This window comes from Rhizobium sp. C4 (assembly GCF_021026315.1).
In the GTDB taxonomy this organism is placed as follows: domain Bacteria; phylum Pseudomonadota; class Alphaproteobacteria; order Rhizobiales; family Rhizobiaceae; genus Ensifer_A.
In genome coordinates, this window is sequence record NZ_JAJNCX010000010.1 from 18,679 (window position 1) to 35,755 (window position 17,077).

18 protein-coding genes are annotated in these 17,077 nt (G+C 61.2%); 14 read left to right on the top strand and 4 right to left on the bottom strand.

Features of this window, described 5'->3' with window-relative positions; genetic code table 11:
* The first annotated feature begins 18 nt into the window (after positions 1–18).
* The 5 genes from hisA to coaA all read left to right on the top strand — a co-directional run bounded on the left by hisA (position 19) and on the right by coaA (position 3,289).
* The gene (gene hisA / locus LQK84_RS16935) at positions 19–756 is read left to right on the top strand and encodes a 1-(5-phosphoribosyl)-5-[(5-phosphoribosylamino)methylideneamino]imidazole-4-carboxamide isomerase (RefSeq protein ID WP_230829911.1); all 738 of its coding nucleotides are present in this window, start codon (positions 19–21) and stop codon (positions 754–756) included.
* Entirely contained in the window at positions 753–1,088 is a 336-nt protein-coding gene (locus LQK84_RS16940; protein ID WP_230829912.1) for a hypothetical protein, read from the top strand. Before hisA ends, LQK84_RS16940 begins: the two co-directional genes overlap by 4 nt.
* A gap of 97 nt (positions 1,089–1,185) precedes the next feature.
* Positions 1,186–1,980 carry an imidazole glycerol phosphate synthase subunit HisF gene (hisF, locus tag LQK84_RS16945; protein ID WP_230829913.1) on the top strand — a complete coding sequence of 265 codons (795 nt, stop codon included), beginning with the start codon at positions 1,186–1,188 and terminating at the stop codon, positions 1,978–1,980.
* Positions 1,977–2,297, top strand: coding sequence for a phosphoribosyl-ATP diphosphatase (locus LQK84_RS16950; RefSeq protein ID WP_230829914.1), 321 nt, complete (start codon positions 1,977–1,979; stop codon positions 2,295–2,297). Before hisF ends, LQK84_RS16950 begins: the two co-directional genes overlap by 4 nt.
* Positions 2,294–3,289, top strand: a complete 996-nt coding sequence (coaA, locus tag LQK84_RS16955) for a type I pantothenate kinase (RefSeq protein ID WP_230829915.1) — start codon at positions 2,294–2,296, stop codon at positions 3,287–3,289. Before LQK84_RS16950 ends, coaA begins: the two co-directional genes overlap by 4 nt.
* A gap of 66 nt (positions 3,290–3,355) precedes the next feature.
* Here coaA and LQK84_RS16960 read toward each other — a convergent pair whose 3' ends face one another.
* The 4 genes from LQK84_RS16960 to LQK84_RS16975 form a co-directional block, all read right to left on the bottom strand.
* On the bottom strand, positions 3,356–3,967 hold the full coding sequence (locus LQK84_RS16960) for an alpha-ketoglutarate-dependent dioxygenase AlkB (RefSeq protein ID WP_230829916.1): 612 nt from the start codon (positions 3,965–3,967) through the stop codon (positions 3,356–3,358).
* Positions 3,968–3,998: 31 nt separating this feature from the next.
* Complete coding sequence (arfB, locus tag LQK84_RS16965) at positions 3,999–4,433, bottom strand: alternative ribosome rescue aminoacyl-tRNA hydrolase ArfB (RefSeq protein ID WP_230829917.1); 435 nt, start codon at positions 4,431–4,433, stop codon at positions 3,999–4,001.
* A 143-nt stretch (positions 4,434–4,576) separates the two neighbouring features.
* The gene (locus tag LQK84_RS16970) at positions 4,577–6,187 is read right to left on the bottom strand and encodes a phosphoenolpyruvate carboxykinase (RefSeq protein WP_230829918.1); all 1,611 of its coding nucleotides are present in this window, start codon (positions 6,185–6,187) and stop codon (positions 4,577–4,579) included.
* A gap of 101 nt (positions 6,188–6,288) precedes the next feature.
* On the bottom strand, positions 6,289–6,513 hold the full coding sequence (locus tag LQK84_RS16975; RefSeq protein ID WP_230829919.1) for a hypothetical protein: 225 nt from the start codon (positions 6,511–6,513) through the stop codon (positions 6,289–6,291).
* Here LQK84_RS16975 and LQK84_RS16980 point away from each other — a divergent pair.
* From LQK84_RS16980 to LQK84_RS17020, 9 genes are all read left to right on the top strand, one after another.
* A complete protein-coding gene (locus LQK84_RS16980) occupies positions 6,512–7,243 on the top strand; it encodes a response regulator transcription factor (RefSeq protein WP_230829920.1) in 732 nt (243 codons plus the stop codon). The two genes, LQK84_RS16975 and LQK84_RS16980, sit on opposite strands and share 2 nt — an antisense overlap.
* Positions 7,244–7,372: 129 nt before the next feature.
* The gene (locus tag LQK84_RS16985; protein ID WP_230830064.1) at positions 7,373–9,124 is read left to right on the top strand and encodes a sensor histidine kinase; all 1,752 of its coding nucleotides are present in this window, start codon (positions 7,373–7,375) and stop codon (positions 9,122–9,124) included.
* Positions 9,121–9,570, top strand: coding sequence for an HPr kinase/phosphorylase (locus LQK84_RS16990; protein ID WP_230829921.1), 450 nt, complete (start codon positions 9,121–9,123; stop codon positions 9,568–9,570). Before LQK84_RS16985 ends, LQK84_RS16990 begins: the two co-directional genes overlap by 4 nt.
* A gap of 148 nt (positions 9,571–9,718) precedes the next feature.
* Entirely contained in the window at positions 9,719–10,120 is a 402-nt protein-coding gene (locus tag LQK84_RS16995; RefSeq protein ID WP_230829922.1) for a PTS sugar transporter subunit IIA, read from the top strand.
* 27 nt (positions 10,121–10,147) lie between these two features.
* Positions 10,148–10,420: an HPr family phosphocarrier protein gene (locus LQK84_RS17000; RefSeq protein ID WP_230829923.1), complete on the top strand. Its 273-nt coding sequence runs from the start codon at positions 10,148–10,150 to the stop codon at positions 10,418–10,420.
* A 226-nt stretch (positions 10,421–10,646) separates the two neighbouring features.
* On the top strand, positions 10,647–12,047 hold the full coding sequence (ahcY, locus tag LQK84_RS17005) for an adenosylhomocysteinase (RefSeq protein ID WP_230829924.1): 1,401 nt from the start codon (positions 10,647–10,649) through the stop codon (positions 12,045–12,047).
* Between the two features lie 255 nt (positions 12,048–12,302).
* Entirely contained in the window at positions 12,303–14,792 is a 2,490-nt protein-coding gene (locus tag LQK84_RS17010) for an ATP-binding protein (RefSeq protein WP_442966977.1), read from the top strand.
* Positions 14,789–16,312: a tRNA (adenosine(37)-N6)-threonylcarbamoyltransferase complex ATPase subunit type 1 TsaE gene (gene tsaE, locus LQK84_RS17015; protein ID WP_230829925.1), complete on the top strand. Its 1,524-nt coding sequence runs from the start codon at positions 14,789–14,791 to the stop codon at positions 16,310–16,312. Before LQK84_RS17010 ends, tsaE begins: the two co-directional genes overlap by 4 nt.
* A gap of 28 nt (positions 16,313–16,340) precedes the next feature.
* Positions 16,341–17,075: a nucleotidyltransferase family protein gene (locus tag LQK84_RS17020; protein WP_230829926.1), complete on the top strand. Its 735-nt coding sequence runs from the start codon at positions 16,341–16,343 to the stop codon at positions 17,073–17,075.
* Positions 17,076–17,077: the final 2 nt, after the last annotated feature.

The window sequence follows — 17,077 nt, forward strand, 5'->3', positions numbered from 1 at the left end:
CGCGTTCGAGAGACGATCATGATCCTTTTTCCGGCAATCGACCTCAAGGACGGCCAGTGCGTTCGTCTCAAGCTTGGCGACATGGACCAGGCGACGATCTACAATCCCGATCCGGCAGCACAGGCGCTGGCCTTCGAGAATCAGGGCTTTGAGTGGCTGCATGTGGTTGACCTGAACGGCGCCTTTGCTGGCGAATCGGTCAATGGTGCGGCCGTAGAAGCAATCCTGAAGGCGACGAAGAACCCGGTTCAGCTCGGCGGCGGCATCCGCACGCTGGAGCATATCGAGGCCTGGCTTTCCAAGGGGCTGACACGCGTCATTCTCGGCACGGTCGCGGTTCGCAATCCGGACCTCGTCAAGGAAGCCTGCCGCAAATTCCCCGGCCATATCGCCGTCGGCATTGACGCCAAGGGCGGACGGGTTGCTGTCGAGGGCTGGGCGGAAGCCTCCGAGCTCGGAGTAGTCGAACTCGCCCAAAAGTTCGAAGGCGCCGGTGTGTCGGCCATCGTTTACACAGATATCGACCGCGACGGCATTCTGACCGGGATCAACTGGGATTCGACGATCGAGCTTGCCGATGCGGTGAGCATTCCCGTCATTGCCTCGGGCGGTCTCGCCTCGATTGCCGATATCGTGCGCATGACCATGCCGGATGCGAAGAAGCTGGAAGGCGCGATTTCCGGTCGGGCGCTCTATGACGGGCGCGTTGATCCGGCGGAAGCGCTGGCGATCCTGCGCGAGGCTGCTGCCGGATGACGGAGACGATGGCGACGGTTGCGAAAGGCAGAAAAGGCACGATCGTGGCCTTTGCCGTGTCTGCGGTCCTGATCATCCTTTTTGCCTGCGGTCCGATCCTGTCGGCCCTTCTCGCCAGCACCATTGCCGATATCCAGGGCTGCGCTCTGGATGAAGGCGGCGTACATCCCTGCATGATCGGCGGCGCCGATTACGGTGAAACGCTGTCCGTGATGTTCGTGTTGGGCTGGTTCGGGCTCGTTACGCTGCCACTGGGCGCGCTCGCCGCAGTTGTCTGGTGCGTTGCACTGACGGTGGTCGTCGTGATGAATATCAGAAGGAAGAAATCGTGACCCTGAAACGATTTGCCTTCGGGCGACGCCTTGACAAGAGGCCCCCGCAGCCCTTTCTACCTGAAAACAGAAAACCCTTATCGCGGGAGCGGTATTCATGACCTTGAAAGCACGCGTAATTCCCTGCCTCGACGTCAAGGACGGGCGCGTCGTCAAGGGCGTGAGCTTCGTCAATCTCATTGACGCCGGCGACCCGGTCGATGCCGCCAAGGCCTATGACGCGGCCGGCGCCGACGAGCTTTGCTTCCTCGACATCACCGCCTCGTCCGACAATCGCGACACGATTTTCGATGTCGTGGCCCGGACGGCAGACCATTGCTTCATGCCGGTGACGGTTGGCGGCGGCGTGCGCAGCGTCGGCGATATCCGTAAGCTGTTGCTGGCGGGTGCCGACAAGGTTTCCATCAATTCCGCCGCCGTGCAGCGGCCCGAATTCGTCTCGGAAGCCGCAGACAAGTTCGGCGACCAGTGCATCGTCGTGTCCATCGATTCGAAGAAGGTTTCGAAGCCCGGCGAAACCGACCGCTGGGAGATTTTCACCCATGGCGGCCGCAATGCGACCGGCATCGACGCCGTGGAATTCGCCATCAAGATGGTGGAACGCGGAGCCGGCGAACTGCTGCTGACCTCCATGGATCGCGACGGTCAGAAGTCGGGCTATGATATCGGGCTAACGCGCACCATTGCGGACGCCGTGCATGTGCCGGTGATCGCGTCTGGCGGCGTCGGCAATCTCGATCACATGGTTGAGGGCATTCGCGACGGCCATGCGACGGCGGTTCTTGCCGCCTCGATCTTCCATTTCGGCACCTATTCTGTCGGCGAAGCCAAGCGCTACATGGCCGAGCACGGCATTGCGATGCGGCTCGATCCGCCGGGAGAAGCGGCATGAGCGGCTTTTCCCTTTCCGATCTCGAGGCCATCGTTGCCGCACGCGCCAAGGCGTCGCCTGACGAATCCTGGACGGCCAAGCTCTATGCCGGCGGGCAGCCCAAGGCAGCCAAGAAGCTCGGCGAAGAGGCCATCGAAGCCGTTATTGCGGCGATTGCCAATGACCGCGAAAACCTCACTTACGAGGCGGCGGACCTGATCTATCATCTGCTGGTGGTTCTCGGCATAGCCGGCATCCCGATCAGCGACGTCATGTCGGAACTCGAGCGCCGAACAGCGCAATCGGGTCTCAAGGAAAAGGCGAGCCGGACGCAATGAACAGCATTGTCGGTGACATCGAAGCGGTAGAAGCCTTGGATCATTTCCAGCCCAACGACTATTCCCCCTATCGATTCTTCACCGCCGAGAAGTGGTCGCAGTTTCGAGCAGACACACCGCTGACGCTGACGGCAGAAGAAGTTCGACAGCTCCGTTCGCTGAACGACCCGATCGACATTTCGGAAGTGCGGCGCATCTATCTCTCGCTGTCACGACTGCTATCGACCCATGTGGAGTCGACGCAGCTGCTGTTTCAGCAGCGTCAGCGCTTCCTGTCGATGAACAATGATATCAAGACGCCCTTCGTCATTGGCATTGCCGGTTCGGTGGCCGTGGGCAAATCGACGACGGCACGTATCCTGAAGCAGCTGCTGGCGCGCTGGCCTTCGAGCCCGAAGGTCGATCTGGTGACGACGGACGGATTTCTCTATCCGAACGCCACCCTCAACGCCCAGAAGATCATGGATCGCAAGGGCTTTCCGGAAAGCTACGACATCGGCGCGCTGTTGCGCTTTCTCTCCGCGATCAAAGCCGGCCAGCCCAATGTGAAGGCGCCGAAATATTCGCACATGACCTATGACGTGCTCGACAGCGAGTTCGATATCGTTGACCGGCCCGATATTCTGATCTTCGAGGGCATCAACGTCCTTCAGGCCCGCAATCTTCCGGCAGATGGCAAGATCGTGCCGATGGTGTCGGATTTCTTCGACTTCTCGATCTATATCGATGCTGAAGAGAGCCTGATTCACACCTGGTATATCGACCGCTTCATGCGGCTGCGCGAAACCGCGTTCAAGAAGCCGGAATCCTATTTCCATCGCTATGCGGAAGTGAGCGAGGCGGACGCGCTGAAGATCGCCGAAGGGCTCTGGGCCAATACGAACCTGAAGAACCTGCGCGAAAACATCCTGCCGACACGGCCGCGCGCCGATCTCATTCTGCGCAAGGGCAAAAACCACCTCATCGAAGAAGTGGCACTGCGTAAGCTCTGAGCAATTCCCGCAAAAGTGCGTACCGGTTTTGCGTCCGGAATTGCGGTGAAACAAAGCGTTGTTGCTTCAAGGATTGACCCGGCGCAGCGTCAGGTTAACCCGCCCCTCGCCTTTCAAAAGCGTCGAGGTGCCGGGATAAATCCGTATCACCCCGTGAAACGCCAGCCGGCTCTTGCCGGCAAGCAGCACAACATCGCCGCTTGAAAGCTTCAGCGAGGCGGCAGGCCCAGTCCGTTCCTGACCACCGATTCGAAACAGGCAGGTATCGCCGAGCGAAATCGACAGGACGGGTGCTGAAAATTCCCTCTCGTCGCGGTCCTGATGCAGGCCCATCTTGGCCTCGGGGCCATAGAAGTTTACGAGGCAGGCCTCCGGCTCCTTCGGATGGTTTGACAACGTGTTCCACATGTCGAGGAGAACCGGGGGAATGGCGGGCCATGGCTTTCCCGTCACCGGATGGACCGACTGATAGCGATAGCCACGTTCCTTGTCCGTCACCCAGCCGAGCGATCCGAAATTTGTCATCCTGACCGACATGGGCTTGCCAGTCTTCGGCATGGCAGGCGTGAAGAGCGGGGCTTCCGCCACGCCGGCGCGCACCGCTTCGAGGAGAGAGGCCTGCGCGTCCCGATCAAGATAGCCGGGCAGATAGACGAAATCTTGCGGAAGATCTTTCATCGGTTCAGTCCTTTGCCAAAAGACTACGCGCTTAATCGCCGCCCGGTTTGCCGCGCATCTTCTTGATTTCAGAGCGGCCTGACTTCGCCTTGAGGCGGCGTTCCACCGAGCCCTTGGTCGGCTTCGTCTTCCGACGCGGCGGCGGTGGCGGCTGCATCGCTTCGACGATCAAATCTTTCAGACGCTCGCGGGCGTCCTCGCGATTGCGGTCCTGGCTGCGGAAACGGCTCGCCTCGATGAGAAGTACACCCTCTTTCGACAGCCGGCGACCAGCGATCTTTGCGGCCCGCTCCTTGACCGCCTCGGACAGCGAGGGCGAGGCCATCAACGGGAAGAAGAGCTGAACGGCGCTGGCGACCTTGTTGACATTCTGCCCGCCGGGACCGCCGGCGAGAATGAACTGTTCCGTCAGTTCCCAGCCGTTGATCGTGACCCGGCTTGAGATGATGAGGTCGTCGCTTGCCATGCTTTCAGGTTCCCGCGGGTGTTTCGCACGGGCCTCTCTATTTCATATTTCCTGCCGCCTTGGAACATCCCGCAAGAAACGGAAAACCCGGTGCGCTGCCGAGCGCACCGGGTTTCACGTGAATCCGTCTGTGGTCCTCTGGCTTATTCAGCCGCCAGACGGGTGCCGGGGGCGGCGTCACGGACGCTGCCATCGACATGTTTTTCGAACTTGGCGAAGTTGGCGACGAACATGTCGACCAGCTTGCGGGCCTGGGCGTCATAGGCAGCGGCATCGGACCAGGTCGAACGCGGATCGAGGATCGCCGTATCGACACCTTCAACGGCAACCGGGACGCGGAAGCCGAAATTCGGGTCGACGCGGAACTCGACATTGTTCAGCGAGCCATCGAGAGCAGCCGTGAGCAATCCACGGGTTGCCTTGATCGGCATGCGCTTGCCGGTGCCGTAAGCGCCGCCGGTCCAGCCGGTGGAAACGAGCCAGCAGTTGACGCCATGCTTGGCGATCAGATCCTTCAGCAGGTTGCCGTATTCCGACGGATGACGCGGCATGAACGGTGCGCCGAAGCAGGTCGAGAAGGTGGCTTCCGGCTCGGTCACGCCCTTTTCCGTCCCGGCAACCTTGGCGGTGTAGCCGGAGAGGAAGTGGTACATGGCCTGTTCGGGCGTCAGCTTGGCGATCGGAGGCAGAACGCCGAAGGCGTCAGCCGTCAGCATGATGATGTTCTTCGGCTGGCCCGCACGACCCGTGTCCGAGGCGTTCGGGATGAAGTGCAGCGGATAGGCGCTGCGGGTGTTTTCCGTGGCCGACGCATCGTCGAAGTCCGGAACGCGGGCATCATTGAGAGCCACGTTTTCCAGAACCGTGCCGAAGCGGCGCGAAGCGGCGTAGATTTCCGGTTCGGCTTCGGCCGACAGACGGATCGTCTTGGCATAGCAGCCGCCTTCGAAGTTGAAGACGCCTTCTTCGCCCCAGCCGTGCTCGTCGTCGCCAATGAGCGTGCGGCTCGGATCAGCCGAGAGCGTGGTCTTGCCGGTGCCGGACAGGCCGAAGAACACGGCCGTGTCGCCGGCCGGGCCAACGTTGGCCGAGCAGTGCATCGGCATGACCTTCCTGGCCGGCAGCAGGTAGTTCAGCGCCGTGAAGACCGACTTCTTGATTTCGCCGGCATAGGACGTGCCGCCGATCAGAACCACGCCGTTTTCAAGGTCGCAGGCAATGACGGTCTCGGTGCGGCAGCCATGACGCTCCGGATTGGCGCGGAACGACGGCAGGTTGATGATCGTCAGCTTCGGCAGGAAGCTTGCGAGCGCCGACTGTTCCGGGCGGATCAGCAGGTTGCGGATGAAGAGCGAGTGCCAGGCATATTCGGTGACAACGCGGGTGGGCAGTGCATTGGCGGCATCAGCGCCACCGATGAGGTCCTGCACATAAAGCGACTTGCCTTCAGCGAACTGCAGCATGTCGTTGTAGAGCACTTCGAAATGCACCGGCGACATGGGCTTGTTGTTGTCCCACCAGATCTGGCCGTCGGTCTTGGCGTCGCGGACGACGAACTTGTCCTTGGCGGAGCGGCCCGTGTGCTGACCGGTCATGGCGCGCAGCGCACCATCGGCCGTCAGGACGGCTTCGCCGTTGCGGATGGCTTCTTCGTAAAGGGAGGCTTCCAGAAAGTTATAGCGAACTGTCGCCAGATTCCTGAAGCCGATCTTTGCCAGACCGTTAGCCTGGTTGCGAACGCCGAGCTCCTCCATCGTGCAAATTCCTTTTCTCACTGGTTGCACCGTCGATGGGCGGAACATAGGCAGAGTTTTTTAAAAAGACAATCGGCAAAAAGTAGAATTTTACAATGATATCAATAAATTAATCGATTTAATTTTTCCCTCTCTTTTTTAAATCGTTTGAAAGTTGGCGCACAAACGCGATTTTTACTGGCCGGTAAAAAAGCCCGACAGCCGCCGTTCTTTGTGCTTGCCACAATTTGTTCCACCTTTATCCTCATGAAACGATCCGACTCAACGGGCGTGGCCACCAGACATGCCGGCCGCACCGCGCGATTCCCAAGGAGATGAATGCCCATGCTGACGATTGCACTCGTGGACGATGACCGGAACATCCTGACGTCTGTTTCGATCGCCCTCGAAGCCGAAGGTTATAAGGTGGAGACCTATACCGATGGCGCTTCCGCACTCGAAGGTCTGCTGGCCCGGCCTCCGCAGCTCGCAATTTTCGACATCAAGATGCCGCGCATGGACGGCATGGAGCTGCTGCGCCGCCTGCGGCAGAAGTCGGACCTGCCGGTGATCTTCCTCACCTCCAAGGATGAAGAGATCGACGAACTGTTCGGCCTGAAGATGGGCGCGGACGATTTCATCACCAAGCCCTTCTCGCAGCGCCTGCTGGTCGAGCGCGTCAAGGCCGTGCTTCGCCGTGCCGCCAGCCGCGAGGCTGCTGCCATTGCCGGGGCCAACCCGAAGCCGGGCGCGGCCGCAACGGCACCGTCGCGTTCGCTGGAACGCGGGCAGCTGATCATGGACCAGGAGCGCCATACCTGCACCTGGAAGGGCGAGCCGGTGACGCTGACGGTGACGGAATTCCTCATCCTGCATTCGCTGGCGCAGCGCCCGGGCGTGGTAAAAAGCCGCGATTCGCTTATGGACGCCGCCTATGACGAACAGGTATATGTCGACGACCGGACGATCGACAGCCACATCAAGCGGCTGCGCAAGAAGTTCAAGATGGTCGACACGGAATTCGACATGATCGAGACGCTCTATGGCGTCGGATACAGGTTCCGCGAAGCCGCCTGAACCGCCGATCACCGACAGACATGAATTTGAACGCGGGGCCTGTTTCGTGCGAGCCCTGCGTGTCGCAACGGGGCGACACGGACAGCAGAATTGGCGGATAACACTCTCGACAACGGCTTCGAAGACACGGTGGACGCCGGCGAAAGGCGTCGCCGCGGTCGCTTGCGCTTCTGGCCGTTCCCGCGCATCCGTCGCATTCTGCGCCACGCGGTCTTCTCGAGCCTGACGCGCCGCATTCTCTTCTTCAACTTCACCGCCCTCATCGTCCTCGTCGGCGGCATTCTCTATCTCAACCAGTTCCGCGAGGGCCTGATCGACGCGCGCGTCGAGAGCCTGCTGACGCAGGGCGAGATCATCTCGGGCGCCATCGCCGCCTCGGCCTCGGTCGACACGAACTCGATCACCATCGATCCGCAAAAGCTTCTCGAGCTTCAGGCGGGGCAGAGCATCACCCCGGTTCCGAATGACGAGGATCTGGAATTTCCGATCGTTCCGCAGCGCGTCGCCCCGGTGCTCCGCCGCCTGATCTCGCCGACGAGAACGCGGGCGCGCATTTATGATGCCGACGCCAATCTGATCCTCGATTCCAAGCACCTCTATACCGGCGCGCAGGTGCTGCGCTTCGACCTTCCGCCGCTCGAAGGCGAGCCGGTCAGCTGGACCGACCGGGTTGCGAATTTCTTCAATCGGCTGCTGCAGCAGAGCGATCTGCCGGTCTACAAGGAATCGCCCGGCGGCGACGGTTCGATCTATCCGGAAGTGATGAACGCGCTGACCGGCGTGCGCGGGGCGGTGGTCCGCATCACCGATGACGGCGAACTGATCGTCTCGGTTGCCGTTCCGGTCCAGCGCTTCCGCGCCGTTCTTGGCGTTCTCCTGCTTTCGACACAGGCAGGCGACATCGACAAGATTGTCCATGCGGAGCGCTTCGCGATCCTGCGCGTCTTTGGCGTCGCGACACTGGTGAACGTCATCGTGTCGCTGCTTCTCTCCTCGACGATCGCCACACCGTTGCGCCGGCTTTCCGCCGCTGCCATTCGCGTCCGGCGCGGCAAGGAGCGGGCTGAGATCCCGGACTTCTCCGACCGCCAGGACGAAATCGGCAACCTGTCGATCGCGCTGCGCGGCATGACGAATGCGCTTTACGATCGCATCGATGCGATCGAGCAGTTTGCCGCCGACGTGAGCCACGAGCTGAAGAACCCCCTTACCTCGCTTCGAAGCGCGGTCGAGACCCTGCCTCTCGCCAAGACCGACACGTCGAAACAGCGGCTGATGGATATCATCCAGCACGACGTTCGACGCCTCGACCGCCTGATCAGCGACATCTCGGACGCCTCGCGTCTCGATGCCGAACTGGCGCGCGTCGACCAGCGCGAGGTCGATCTCGAAAAGCTGCTCGGCGATCTGGTCAACATTTCACGTGAAATCCGCAGCGCCAAGAAGCCGGTGACGATCGATCTGCAGGTCGACCGCAGCGCCAGGGCGGCGAAGGAAGGGTTCCGCGTGCCGGGTCACGACCTGCGCATCGGTCAGATCATCACCAATCTGATCGAGAACGCCCGCTCGTTCGTTCCGGTCGAAAACGGTCGCATCCTCGTGAAGCTGACGCGCAACCGTCACCAGTGCATCGTTGTCGTCGAGGACAATGGTCCTGGCATCCAGGCGGAAGACATCGAGCGCATTTTCGAACGCTTCTATACCGACCGGCCGGATGGCGAGGACTTCGGCCAGAATTCCGGCCTCGGTCTTTCGATCAGCCGCCAGATCGCTGAAGCCCACCAGGGGACGCTCCACGCCGAGAACTTGACCTCCAACGATGGTGAAAAGCCTGCGGGCGCGCGCTTCATCCTGACCCTGCCCGCCTTCAAAGAAGCATGACCACCAACGCCCGAAACCTTCATGCGACGGCGATCGTCATCGGCACGAAAGGGTTTCTGTTCATCGGACCTTCGGGAAGCGGAAAGACCGAGAGCGCATTGGCCTGCGCAGCGCAGGCGCAATCGCGGGCGATCTTTGCCGCATTCGTGGGCGACGACCAGGTCATGATCTCTGTAAGGTCCGGCCGGGTGGTCGCCGAAGCGATCGACACGATTGCCGGACGCGCCGAAGTGCGCGGCGCAGAAATCGTTGATGTGCCTGCCATTTCCGCAGCGGTCATGGACTATGCGGTGCAGCCGGTCGATGCCCGGAATTCGGATCGCCTCCCCCCGGAGAACGAGCAGTTTCACATGGAAGGAATCGGTTCACTTCCGTTGCTGCGATTGCCTCAGCCGTCGGCAGAAACGCTGGACATATTGCTGCGGATAGCGGCGGCAAGAGCGTGATTTCGCCCGTTTGAGCCCCTTGAAGGCCCCTATTTTGCTCTTGCACTTCAAAATTTCCTCGCCATGATGGCCACCTTGCCGGTGGACGTTATTATTGCAATGCGATAACAGGCGTGCCTCTGGACTGTGCAATGGAGCAAAATGCGACATGATCGGACTTGTGCTTGTCACCCATGGCAAGCTGGCTGAAGAATTTCGTCATGCCCTCGAACATGTGGTCGGGCCGCAAAAGCAGCTTGAGACCGTCTCGATCGGGCCCGAAGACGACATGGATCAGCGCCGGCAGGATATTCTTGATTCGGTCATGCGTGCGGATGAAGGCCACGGGGTCATCATCCTGACGGACATGTTCGGCGGTACGCCGTCAAACCTTGCCATCTCGGTCATGTCTGCCGGCCGGGTCGAAGTCATTGCCGGCGTCAATCTTCCCATGCTGATCAAGCTTGCCGGCATTCGCGGCGAAAACAACATGCAGAAGGCGCTGACGGATTCCTCGGAAGCCGGGCGAAAGTACATCAACGTTGCGAGCAGCGTGCTTGCCAGCAAATAACCTCAAGATCGGGAGCAAGACCTAAAGGTGTCCGTTTCACGTGAGCTTCTGATCATCAACAAACGCGGTCTTCATGCGCGCGCGTCGGCAAAATTCGTCCAGACCGTCGAAGGCTTCGATGCCAAGATCGCCGTGTCCAAGGACGGCATGACCGTCGGCGGAACCTCGATCATGGGCCTGATGATGCTGGCGGCAAGCCCGGGCTGCACGATCATGGTCGAGGCGGATGGTGCCGAGGCCGATGTCGCGCTCGAGGCGATTGCTGCCCTCATCGCCGACAAGTTCGGCGAGGAAGCCTGAATTCCTTTCATCGGGGTTGGCGGGATGCGCGGCCTTCGACAGCCGTTCCTAACGGTTGATTCATCCTGCGATATAAAGACATAAAGACTTCTTTATATCCCGATTGCCAAAACACCCTATCGCTGATACATAGCGCACATCCATTTCTCGGACGCCGATGACCGGCATTGCGTCCGTTTGGGGTTTGCATTTTCAAGCCCTGTTTCCGCCGGATCTGGAGAATTTGATGAGCAAAGCCACCGACTATATCGTCACCGATATCAACCTTGCCGATTTTGGCCGCAAGGAAATCCAAATTGCCGAAACCGAAATGCCGGGCCTGATGGCCGCACGCGAGGAATTCGGCACGACGAAGCCGCTGAAGGGCGCACGCATCACCGGCTCGCTCCACATGACGATCCAGACCGCGGTTCTGATCGAAACGCTGGTCAAGCTCGGCGCGGAAGTCCGTTGGGCCTCCTGCAACATCTTCTCGACGCAGGACCATGCCGCTGCAGCCATTGCCGCCGCCGGTATCCCGGTTTTCGCGAAGAAGGGCGAATCGCTCTATGAATACTGGACCTACACGGACCAGATCTTCCAGTGGACCGACGGTGGCGTGTCCAACATGATCCTCGACGATGGCGGCGATGCCACCATGTACATCCTGCTCGGCGCCCGCGCCGAAGCCGGCGAGAACGTGCTGTCGAACCCCGGCTCGGAAGAAGAAGAAATCCTGTTCGCACAGATCAAGAAGCGTCTGCAGGCATCGCCGGGCTGGTTCACCCGCCAGCGCGACGCCATCAAGGGCGTGACGGAAGAAACCACGACGGGCGTCAACCGTCTGTACCAGCTCGCCAAGAAGGGCCTGCTGCCCTTCCCGGCCATCAACGTCAACGACTCTGTCACCAAGTCGAAGTTCGACAACAAGTATGGCTGCAAGGAATCGCTGGTTGACGGCATTCGCCGCGGCACCGACGTGATGATGGCCGGCAAGGTTGCCGTCGTCTGCGGTTACGGCGACGTGGGCAAGGGTTCGGCCGCTTCGCTCCAGGGCGCCGGCGCACGCGTCAAGGTCACGGAAGTCGACCCGATCTGCGCGCTGCAGGCAGCCATGGACGGCTATGAAGTCGTCCAGCTCGAAGACGTCGTGTCTTCGGCCGACATCTTCATCACCACGACCGGCAACAAGGACGTCATCCGCATCGAGCACATGCGCGCGATGAAGGACATGGCGATCGTCGGCAATATCGGCCACTTCGACAACGAAATTCAGGTCGCGGCACTCCGTAACCTGAAGTGGACCAACGTCAAGCCGCAGGTCGACCTCATCGAGTTCCCCGCGGGTAACCGCATGATCCTTCTCTCGGAAGGCCGCCTGCTCAACCTCGGCAACGCGACGGGCCATCCGTCCTTCGTCATGTCGGCCTCGTTCACGAATCAGGTTCTCGCCCAGATCGAACTTTTCGTCCGTGGCGCCAACTACAAGAACGAAGTTTACGTTCTGCCGAAGCACCTCGACGAAAAGGTTGCCCGTCTGCATCTCTCCAAGCTCGGCGCAAAGCTGACCGAGCTTTCGGAAGAGCAGGCAGCCTATATCGGCGTCGGTCAGACCGGCCCGTTCAAGTCGGAACACTACCGCTACTGATCTAGATCAGTCACTACCACAAGATATAGTCGCCGCCGGCAGGGCAACCTGCCGGCGGCTCTTTTTTGGGCATTTCGCTTTATGGCGATTCCCGTTGGCAGTATTGTCACCGACACTGATTCGACAGTTTTGGACTGTTTTGCGCAGGCCGCCGCATGGCCGTTTCGCGCAGCCTTCGCACAAGTTCTTCGTGGCAGGCTGTGCCTGGAATGGCCGTTTCGGCCTTTGCATGAGCTGCATGGAGAAAAACCGGACATGACATCGGGACAGACATCCGGTTCGCCCAACAAGAAGAATAGCCCCTTGAAATCAATTCGCGTGTTCATGACCGCAACGACCGCGCTGACCGCGACGGATGTCTTTGCCGCTTCGCCTTCGGTGGGTTCGCTCTACACCACCGGTGGCATTGCCGGCGCCGCCATTCTCGCCGGCATCCTCTCGGCCGCCTTCATCTCCTCGTTCTGGAACGCCCGTCGCCGCAATTCGGTCGAGGCGGAAAGCCGGGAAATCCGCAGCGCGCTTTCGGAAGCCAGCCAGAAGATCTCCAGCTATCAGGCGCTGATTGCCGACAAGAACCGCCGCATCGTCATCTGGGACGGGCTTTCCGGCCAGGTCGAGATCATCGGTCAACTGCCGCTGGAAACCGGCGCGCCGGTGCAGGATCGCGATTTCATCGCCTTTGGCCGGTGGCTCAGCCCCCGCTCGGCCTCCGAGATCGAAAGCGCCATCGACCGGCTGCGCGGTCAGGGCACGTCCTTTGATCTCGTGGTCGAAAGCCAGCGCGGCGAAGCCATCGAGGCCCAGGGACGCGTGACCGGCGGACGCTCCTTCGTGCGTTTCATCGCGCTCAACAGCCTGCGGGCGGAGCTTGCCGAGCTGCAGATCGAACGCGACCGGCTGGCGGCGACGATCGCCTCCTTCCAGGCTCTCCTCGACACGATCGACATGCCTGTCTGGCAGCGCAACACCGAAGGCCGGCTGAACTGGGTCAACGAGGCCTATAGCGGCGCGGTCGAAGCGAAAACCCGCGACGAGGCCCTGCGCGAGGGCCGCGAGCTGTTGCCGACGGTCGCACGCGAGAAGATCCGCGCCACGATGACCCCGGATACGCCCTTTCATGACAAGGTTTCGACCGTGGTTCGCGGCGAGCGCACCTTCTACGAAGTCTTCGACGTGAAGAGCCGTGGCGGCACGGCCGGCATGGCGATCGACACGACGGCTCAGGAGGCGCTGCGCGAGGAGCTGAAGCGAACGCTGAAGAGCCACGCGGAGATCCTCGATCATCTCGGCACGCCGGTCGCGATCTTCGACAAGGACCAGCGCCTGCAATTCTACAATCAGGCCTTCCAGCAGCTTTGGGAACTGGACCTCGTCTTCCTCGAATCGCGCCCGGACAACGGCGCGCTTCTCGACCGGTTGCGCGCCAAGGGCCGCCTGCCGGAGCAGCTCAACTGGAAATCCTGGCGCGAACATGCGCTCAGCGTCTATCGCGCCGTCGAGACGCAGACCGACATCTGGTATCTGCCGAACGGCCAGACCCTGCGCGTTTTCGCCAATGCGCTTCCGCAGGGCGGAGCGACCTGGGTGTTCGAGAACCTGACCGAGAAGGTCAATCTCGAAACGCTCTACAATTCGCTCGTCCAGGTGCAGGAAGAGACGATCAATCACCTCGCCGAGGGCGTGGCGGTGTTTGGGCCGGATGGCAAGATCCGGATTTCCAACCCCGCCTTCCGCAAACTCTGGGGCCTGGGTGAAGACGCCGCCAAGCCCGGCACGCATATCCGCGCCGTCGAGACGGCCTGCTCGGCCGCCTATGGCCAGGCAGACGGCTGGCGGCACTTCGGACAGCTCATCACCAGCTTCGAGGATGAACGCGCCAATTTCAGCGGGACGCTGGAGCTCAACACCGGCCTCGTGCTCGACTATGCCGTCACCCCGCTCCCCAACGCCCAGACCATGCTGACATTTGTCGACATGACGGACAGCGTGCTGGCAGAACGGGCGCTCACCGAAAAGAACGCAGCCCTGCAAAAGGCCGACGAGATCAAGAACGATTTCGTCCAGCACGTTTCCTACGAATTGCGGTCGCCGCTCACCAACATCATCGGCTTCACCGATCTCCTGAAGACGCCGGCGCTCGGGACGCTGAACGAGCGGCAGGCGGAATATGTCGAGCATATTTCGTCCTCCTCCTCGATCCTTCTCACGATCGTCAACGACATCCTCGATCTCGCGACGGTCGATGCCGGCATCATGCAGCTCGACTTTGCGCCGATTGCGCTCGATGGCTTCCTGGACGACGTCGCGCAGCAGATCGCCGAACGGCTGCAGGAGATGAACATTACCCTGCAGATCACCGCGCCCGCAGGACTCGGGACGATCAATGCGGACCGCCAGCGCCTCAAGCAGATCTTGCTGAAGCTTCTGACAAACGCCGCCAATTTCGCGCCCGAACACAGCACGATCCGGTTGAAATGCTGGCGCGACGGCAACGATTTCGTCTTCAAGGTTTCCGACGACGGGCCGGGCATTCCCAAGGACGTTCTCGACACGGTGTTCAACCGCTTCGAATCGCATGGCAAGGGCAGCGGTGCCGGGCTGGGGCTCGCCATCGTCGACAGCTTCGTCACGCTGCATGACGGTCAGGTCACCATTGATTCCGTCGAAGGTCGCGGGACGGAAGTCACCTGCCGGATTCCATCGAAAATCATGCCCGACATGGGCGCGATCGCCGCTGCGGAGTGACCCGCATGGGATCCATCTCGCTTCATCTTGCTGACGAAGCCGCAACGCTCCGCTTCGGTGAAGATCTGGCTCTGGCTCTGGGACCCGGGCTCTGCGTGGCGCTCGATGGCGATCTGGGTGCCGGCAAATCGACGTTGGCGCGCGCCACCTTGCGAGCACTGGCCTGCGATCCGTCTCTGGAAGTGCCAAGCCCGACCTTCACGCTCGTGCAGGTTTATGACCTGCGGTTTCAGGTCGGCCATTTCGATCTTTACCGGATCAGCGATTCGAGCGAGCTTGACGAGCTGGGTTTCGACGAAATTCTCGACACCGGCGTCTGCCTTGTCGAATGGCCCGAACGGGCGGGCAATCGCCTGCCGGAAGACCTGCTGCGCATCGAACTGAAGAACGAAGGTGCGGGTCGGCGTGCCACGATCACCGGGCCGGAGAAGCGTCTTGCGCGCGTCAAGCGCGTGATCGACATTCGCAGCTTTCTCGACACGCGCGGCTATTCCGGCGCACGCCGGAGCTTCCTGACCGGCGATTCCTCCTTCCGGGCCTATGAGCGCATCCAGACGGCGGACGGGCGCGGCATCGTGCTGATGGATTCGCCTGCGCGCTCCAACGGACCGGTGATCCGCAACGGAAAGACCTATTCGCAGCTAGTCCACCTTGCCGAGGATGTGCGGCCGTTCATTGCGGTTGATCGCTACCTGCGCGGCATCGGGCTGTCGGCGCCGGAAATCTATGAGGCCGACCAGGATCAGGGCATTCTTCTGGTCGAAGATCTCGGCAACGAAGGCGTGATCGATGCGCAGCGCAAACCGATTGCGGAACGCTACCACGAGGCCGTTCTGTGCCTTGCCGAATATCACCAGCTTCCGATCGCGCGCGATCTCCCGATCGACGATAGCGGGATCCACCAGGTTCCGGCCTTCGACAAGGCTGCCCTGCTCTATGAAGTCGAGTTGCTGCTCGACTGGCATATTCCATGGAAGCGCAATGGCGCTCAGGCGACGGCTGCCGAGCGCGAAGCCTATCTTTCCATCTGGAGCGGCCTGATCGATGAGGCGCTGTCTGGCGAGACCCATCTCGTCATGCGCGACTATCACTCGCCGAACCTGCTCTGGCTGCCGGAGCGCGAAGGTTTCCGCAAGATCGGCATGATCGATTTCCAGGACGCCATCATCGGCCCCTCGTCCTACGACGTCGTGTCGCTAGTCCAAGATGCGCGCGTCACCGTCGAGCGTCCGCTGATGGACGACCTGATGGAGACCTACATGCAGGCGCGCGAGGCGGCTGGTGCCTTCGATCGCAAGGCGTTCCTCAAAAACTGGTCGATCATGTCGGCGCAGCGTGCCTGCCGGCTCAATGGACTGTGGGTGCGGCTGCTGAAGCGTGACAACCTGCCGAATTACATGCAGCACATGCCCCGCACGCTCTGGCATCTGGAGGTCGCCTTCGAACATGAGACGCTGGCCCCCTTGCGCAATTGGTGCCTGGAGGCTGGAATCCTGCTGAGCGAATCAGCGCCCGCATGAGGCGGGCGCGCGAGCAGGACAGTCCTCTATGAAGATCGACACCGCGATGGTCCTTGCGGCCGGCCTCGGCACAAGGCTTCGCCCCATCACCGATACGATGCCGAAGCCGCTGGTGCCGATCGCCGGCAAGCCGATGATCGACTATGTGCTCGATGCGCTGGCTGAAGCCGGCGTTGAGGAGGCTGTCGTCAACGTTCACCATCTGGCCGACCAGATGGAAACGCATCTGGCGCGTCGCAACCGGCCGAAGATCAGGATTTCGGACGAGCGGGCGCAGCTGATGGATTCAGGCGGCGGTCTCGTCAAGGGGCTGGAACTGCTGCCGCGCAAGCCGCTTTTCGTTATGAATGCCGATCTTTTCTGGGTGGGCGAGCATGCGGACGGGCCCAGCAACCTGTCCCGCTTAGCCGGATTTTTCGATCCCGACCGCATGGACATCGCCATGCTGGTAGTGCGCAACGAGGATACGACGGGTCACAACGGCAAGCTGGATTTCTCGCTCGGCGAAGATGGTCGGCTGACGCGCTACAGGGACGGCATGCCGAACCCGGTCGTCTATGCCGGAGCCTTCGTTCTGGCGCCGGAACTTCTCGACGGCGCACCTTGCGGGCCCTTCGGCCTGAACGCAAGCTTCGACAAGGCCATTGCTGCCGGGCGGCTCTTCGGGCTTGAGCTCTCGGGCCACTGGATCACCGTCGGCACGCCCGACGCGATTGCCCCGGCCGAGGCCGCTGTCGCCCGCTTCTCGACCACAGGGCGCTAGGG

What these genes read in the sequence shown, in the direction of transcription:
- coaA (WP_230829915.1), top strand. Translation starts at nt 2,294, where the DNA reads ATGAACAGCATTGTCGGTGACATCGAAGCGGTAGAAGCCTTGGATCAT.
- LQK84_RS16940 (WP_230829912.1), top strand. Translation starts at nt 753, where the DNA reads ATGACGGAGACGATGGCGACGGTTGCGAAAGGCAGAAAAGGCACGATC.
- hisF (WP_230829913.1), top strand. Translation starts at nt 1,186, where the DNA reads ATGACCTTGAAAGCACGCGTAATTCCCTGCCTCGACGTCAAGGACGGG.
- arfB (WP_230829917.1), bottom strand. Translation starts at nt 4,433, where the DNA reads ATGGCAAGCGACGACCTCATCATCTCAAGCCGGGTCACGATCAACGGC.
- LQK84_RS16980 (WP_230829920.1), top strand. Translation starts at nt 6,512, where the DNA reads ATGCTGACGATTGCACTCGTGGACGATGACCGGAACATCCTGACGTCT.
- LQK84_RS16950 (WP_230829914.1), top strand. Translation starts at nt 1,977, where the DNA reads ATGAGCGGCTTTTCCCTTTCCGATCTCGAGGCCATCGTTGCCGCACGC.
- ahcY (WP_230829924.1), top strand. Translation starts at nt 10,647, where the DNA reads ATGAGCAAAGCCACCGACTATATCGTCACCGATATCAACCTTGCCGAT.
- LQK84_RS17020 (WP_230829926.1), top strand. Translation starts at nt 16,341, where the DNA reads ATGAAGATCGACACCGCGATGGTCCTTGCGGCCGGCCTCGGCACAAGG.
- LQK84_RS16970 (WP_230829918.1), bottom strand. Translation starts at nt 6,187, where the DNA reads ATGGAGGAGCTCGGCGTTCGCAACCAGGCTAACGGTCTGGCAAAGATC.
- LQK84_RS16960 (WP_230829916.1), bottom strand. Translation starts at nt 3,967, where the DNA reads ATGAAAGATCTTCCGCAAGATTTCGTCTATCTGCCCGGCTATCTTGAT.
- hisA (WP_230829911.1), top strand. Translation starts at nt 19, where the DNA reads ATGATCCTTTTTCCGGCAATCGACCTCAAGGACGGCCAGTGCGTTCGT.
- LQK84_RS16995 (WP_230829922.1), top strand. Translation starts at nt 9,719, where the DNA reads ATGATCGGACTTGTGCTTGTCACCCATGGCAAGCTGGCTGAAGAATTT.
- LQK84_RS17010 (WP_442966977.1), top strand. Translation starts at nt 12,303, where the DNA reads ATGACATCGGGACAGACATCCGGTTCGCCCAACAAGAAGAATAGCCCC.
- LQK84_RS16990 (WP_230829921.1), top strand. Translation starts at nt 9,121, where the DNA reads ATGACCACCAACGCCCGAAACCTTCATGCGACGGCGATCGTCATCGGC.
- LQK84_RS16975 (WP_230829919.1), bottom strand. Translation starts at nt 6,513, where the DNA reads ATGGGCATTCATCTCCTTGGGAATCGCGCGGTGCGGCCGGCATGTCTG.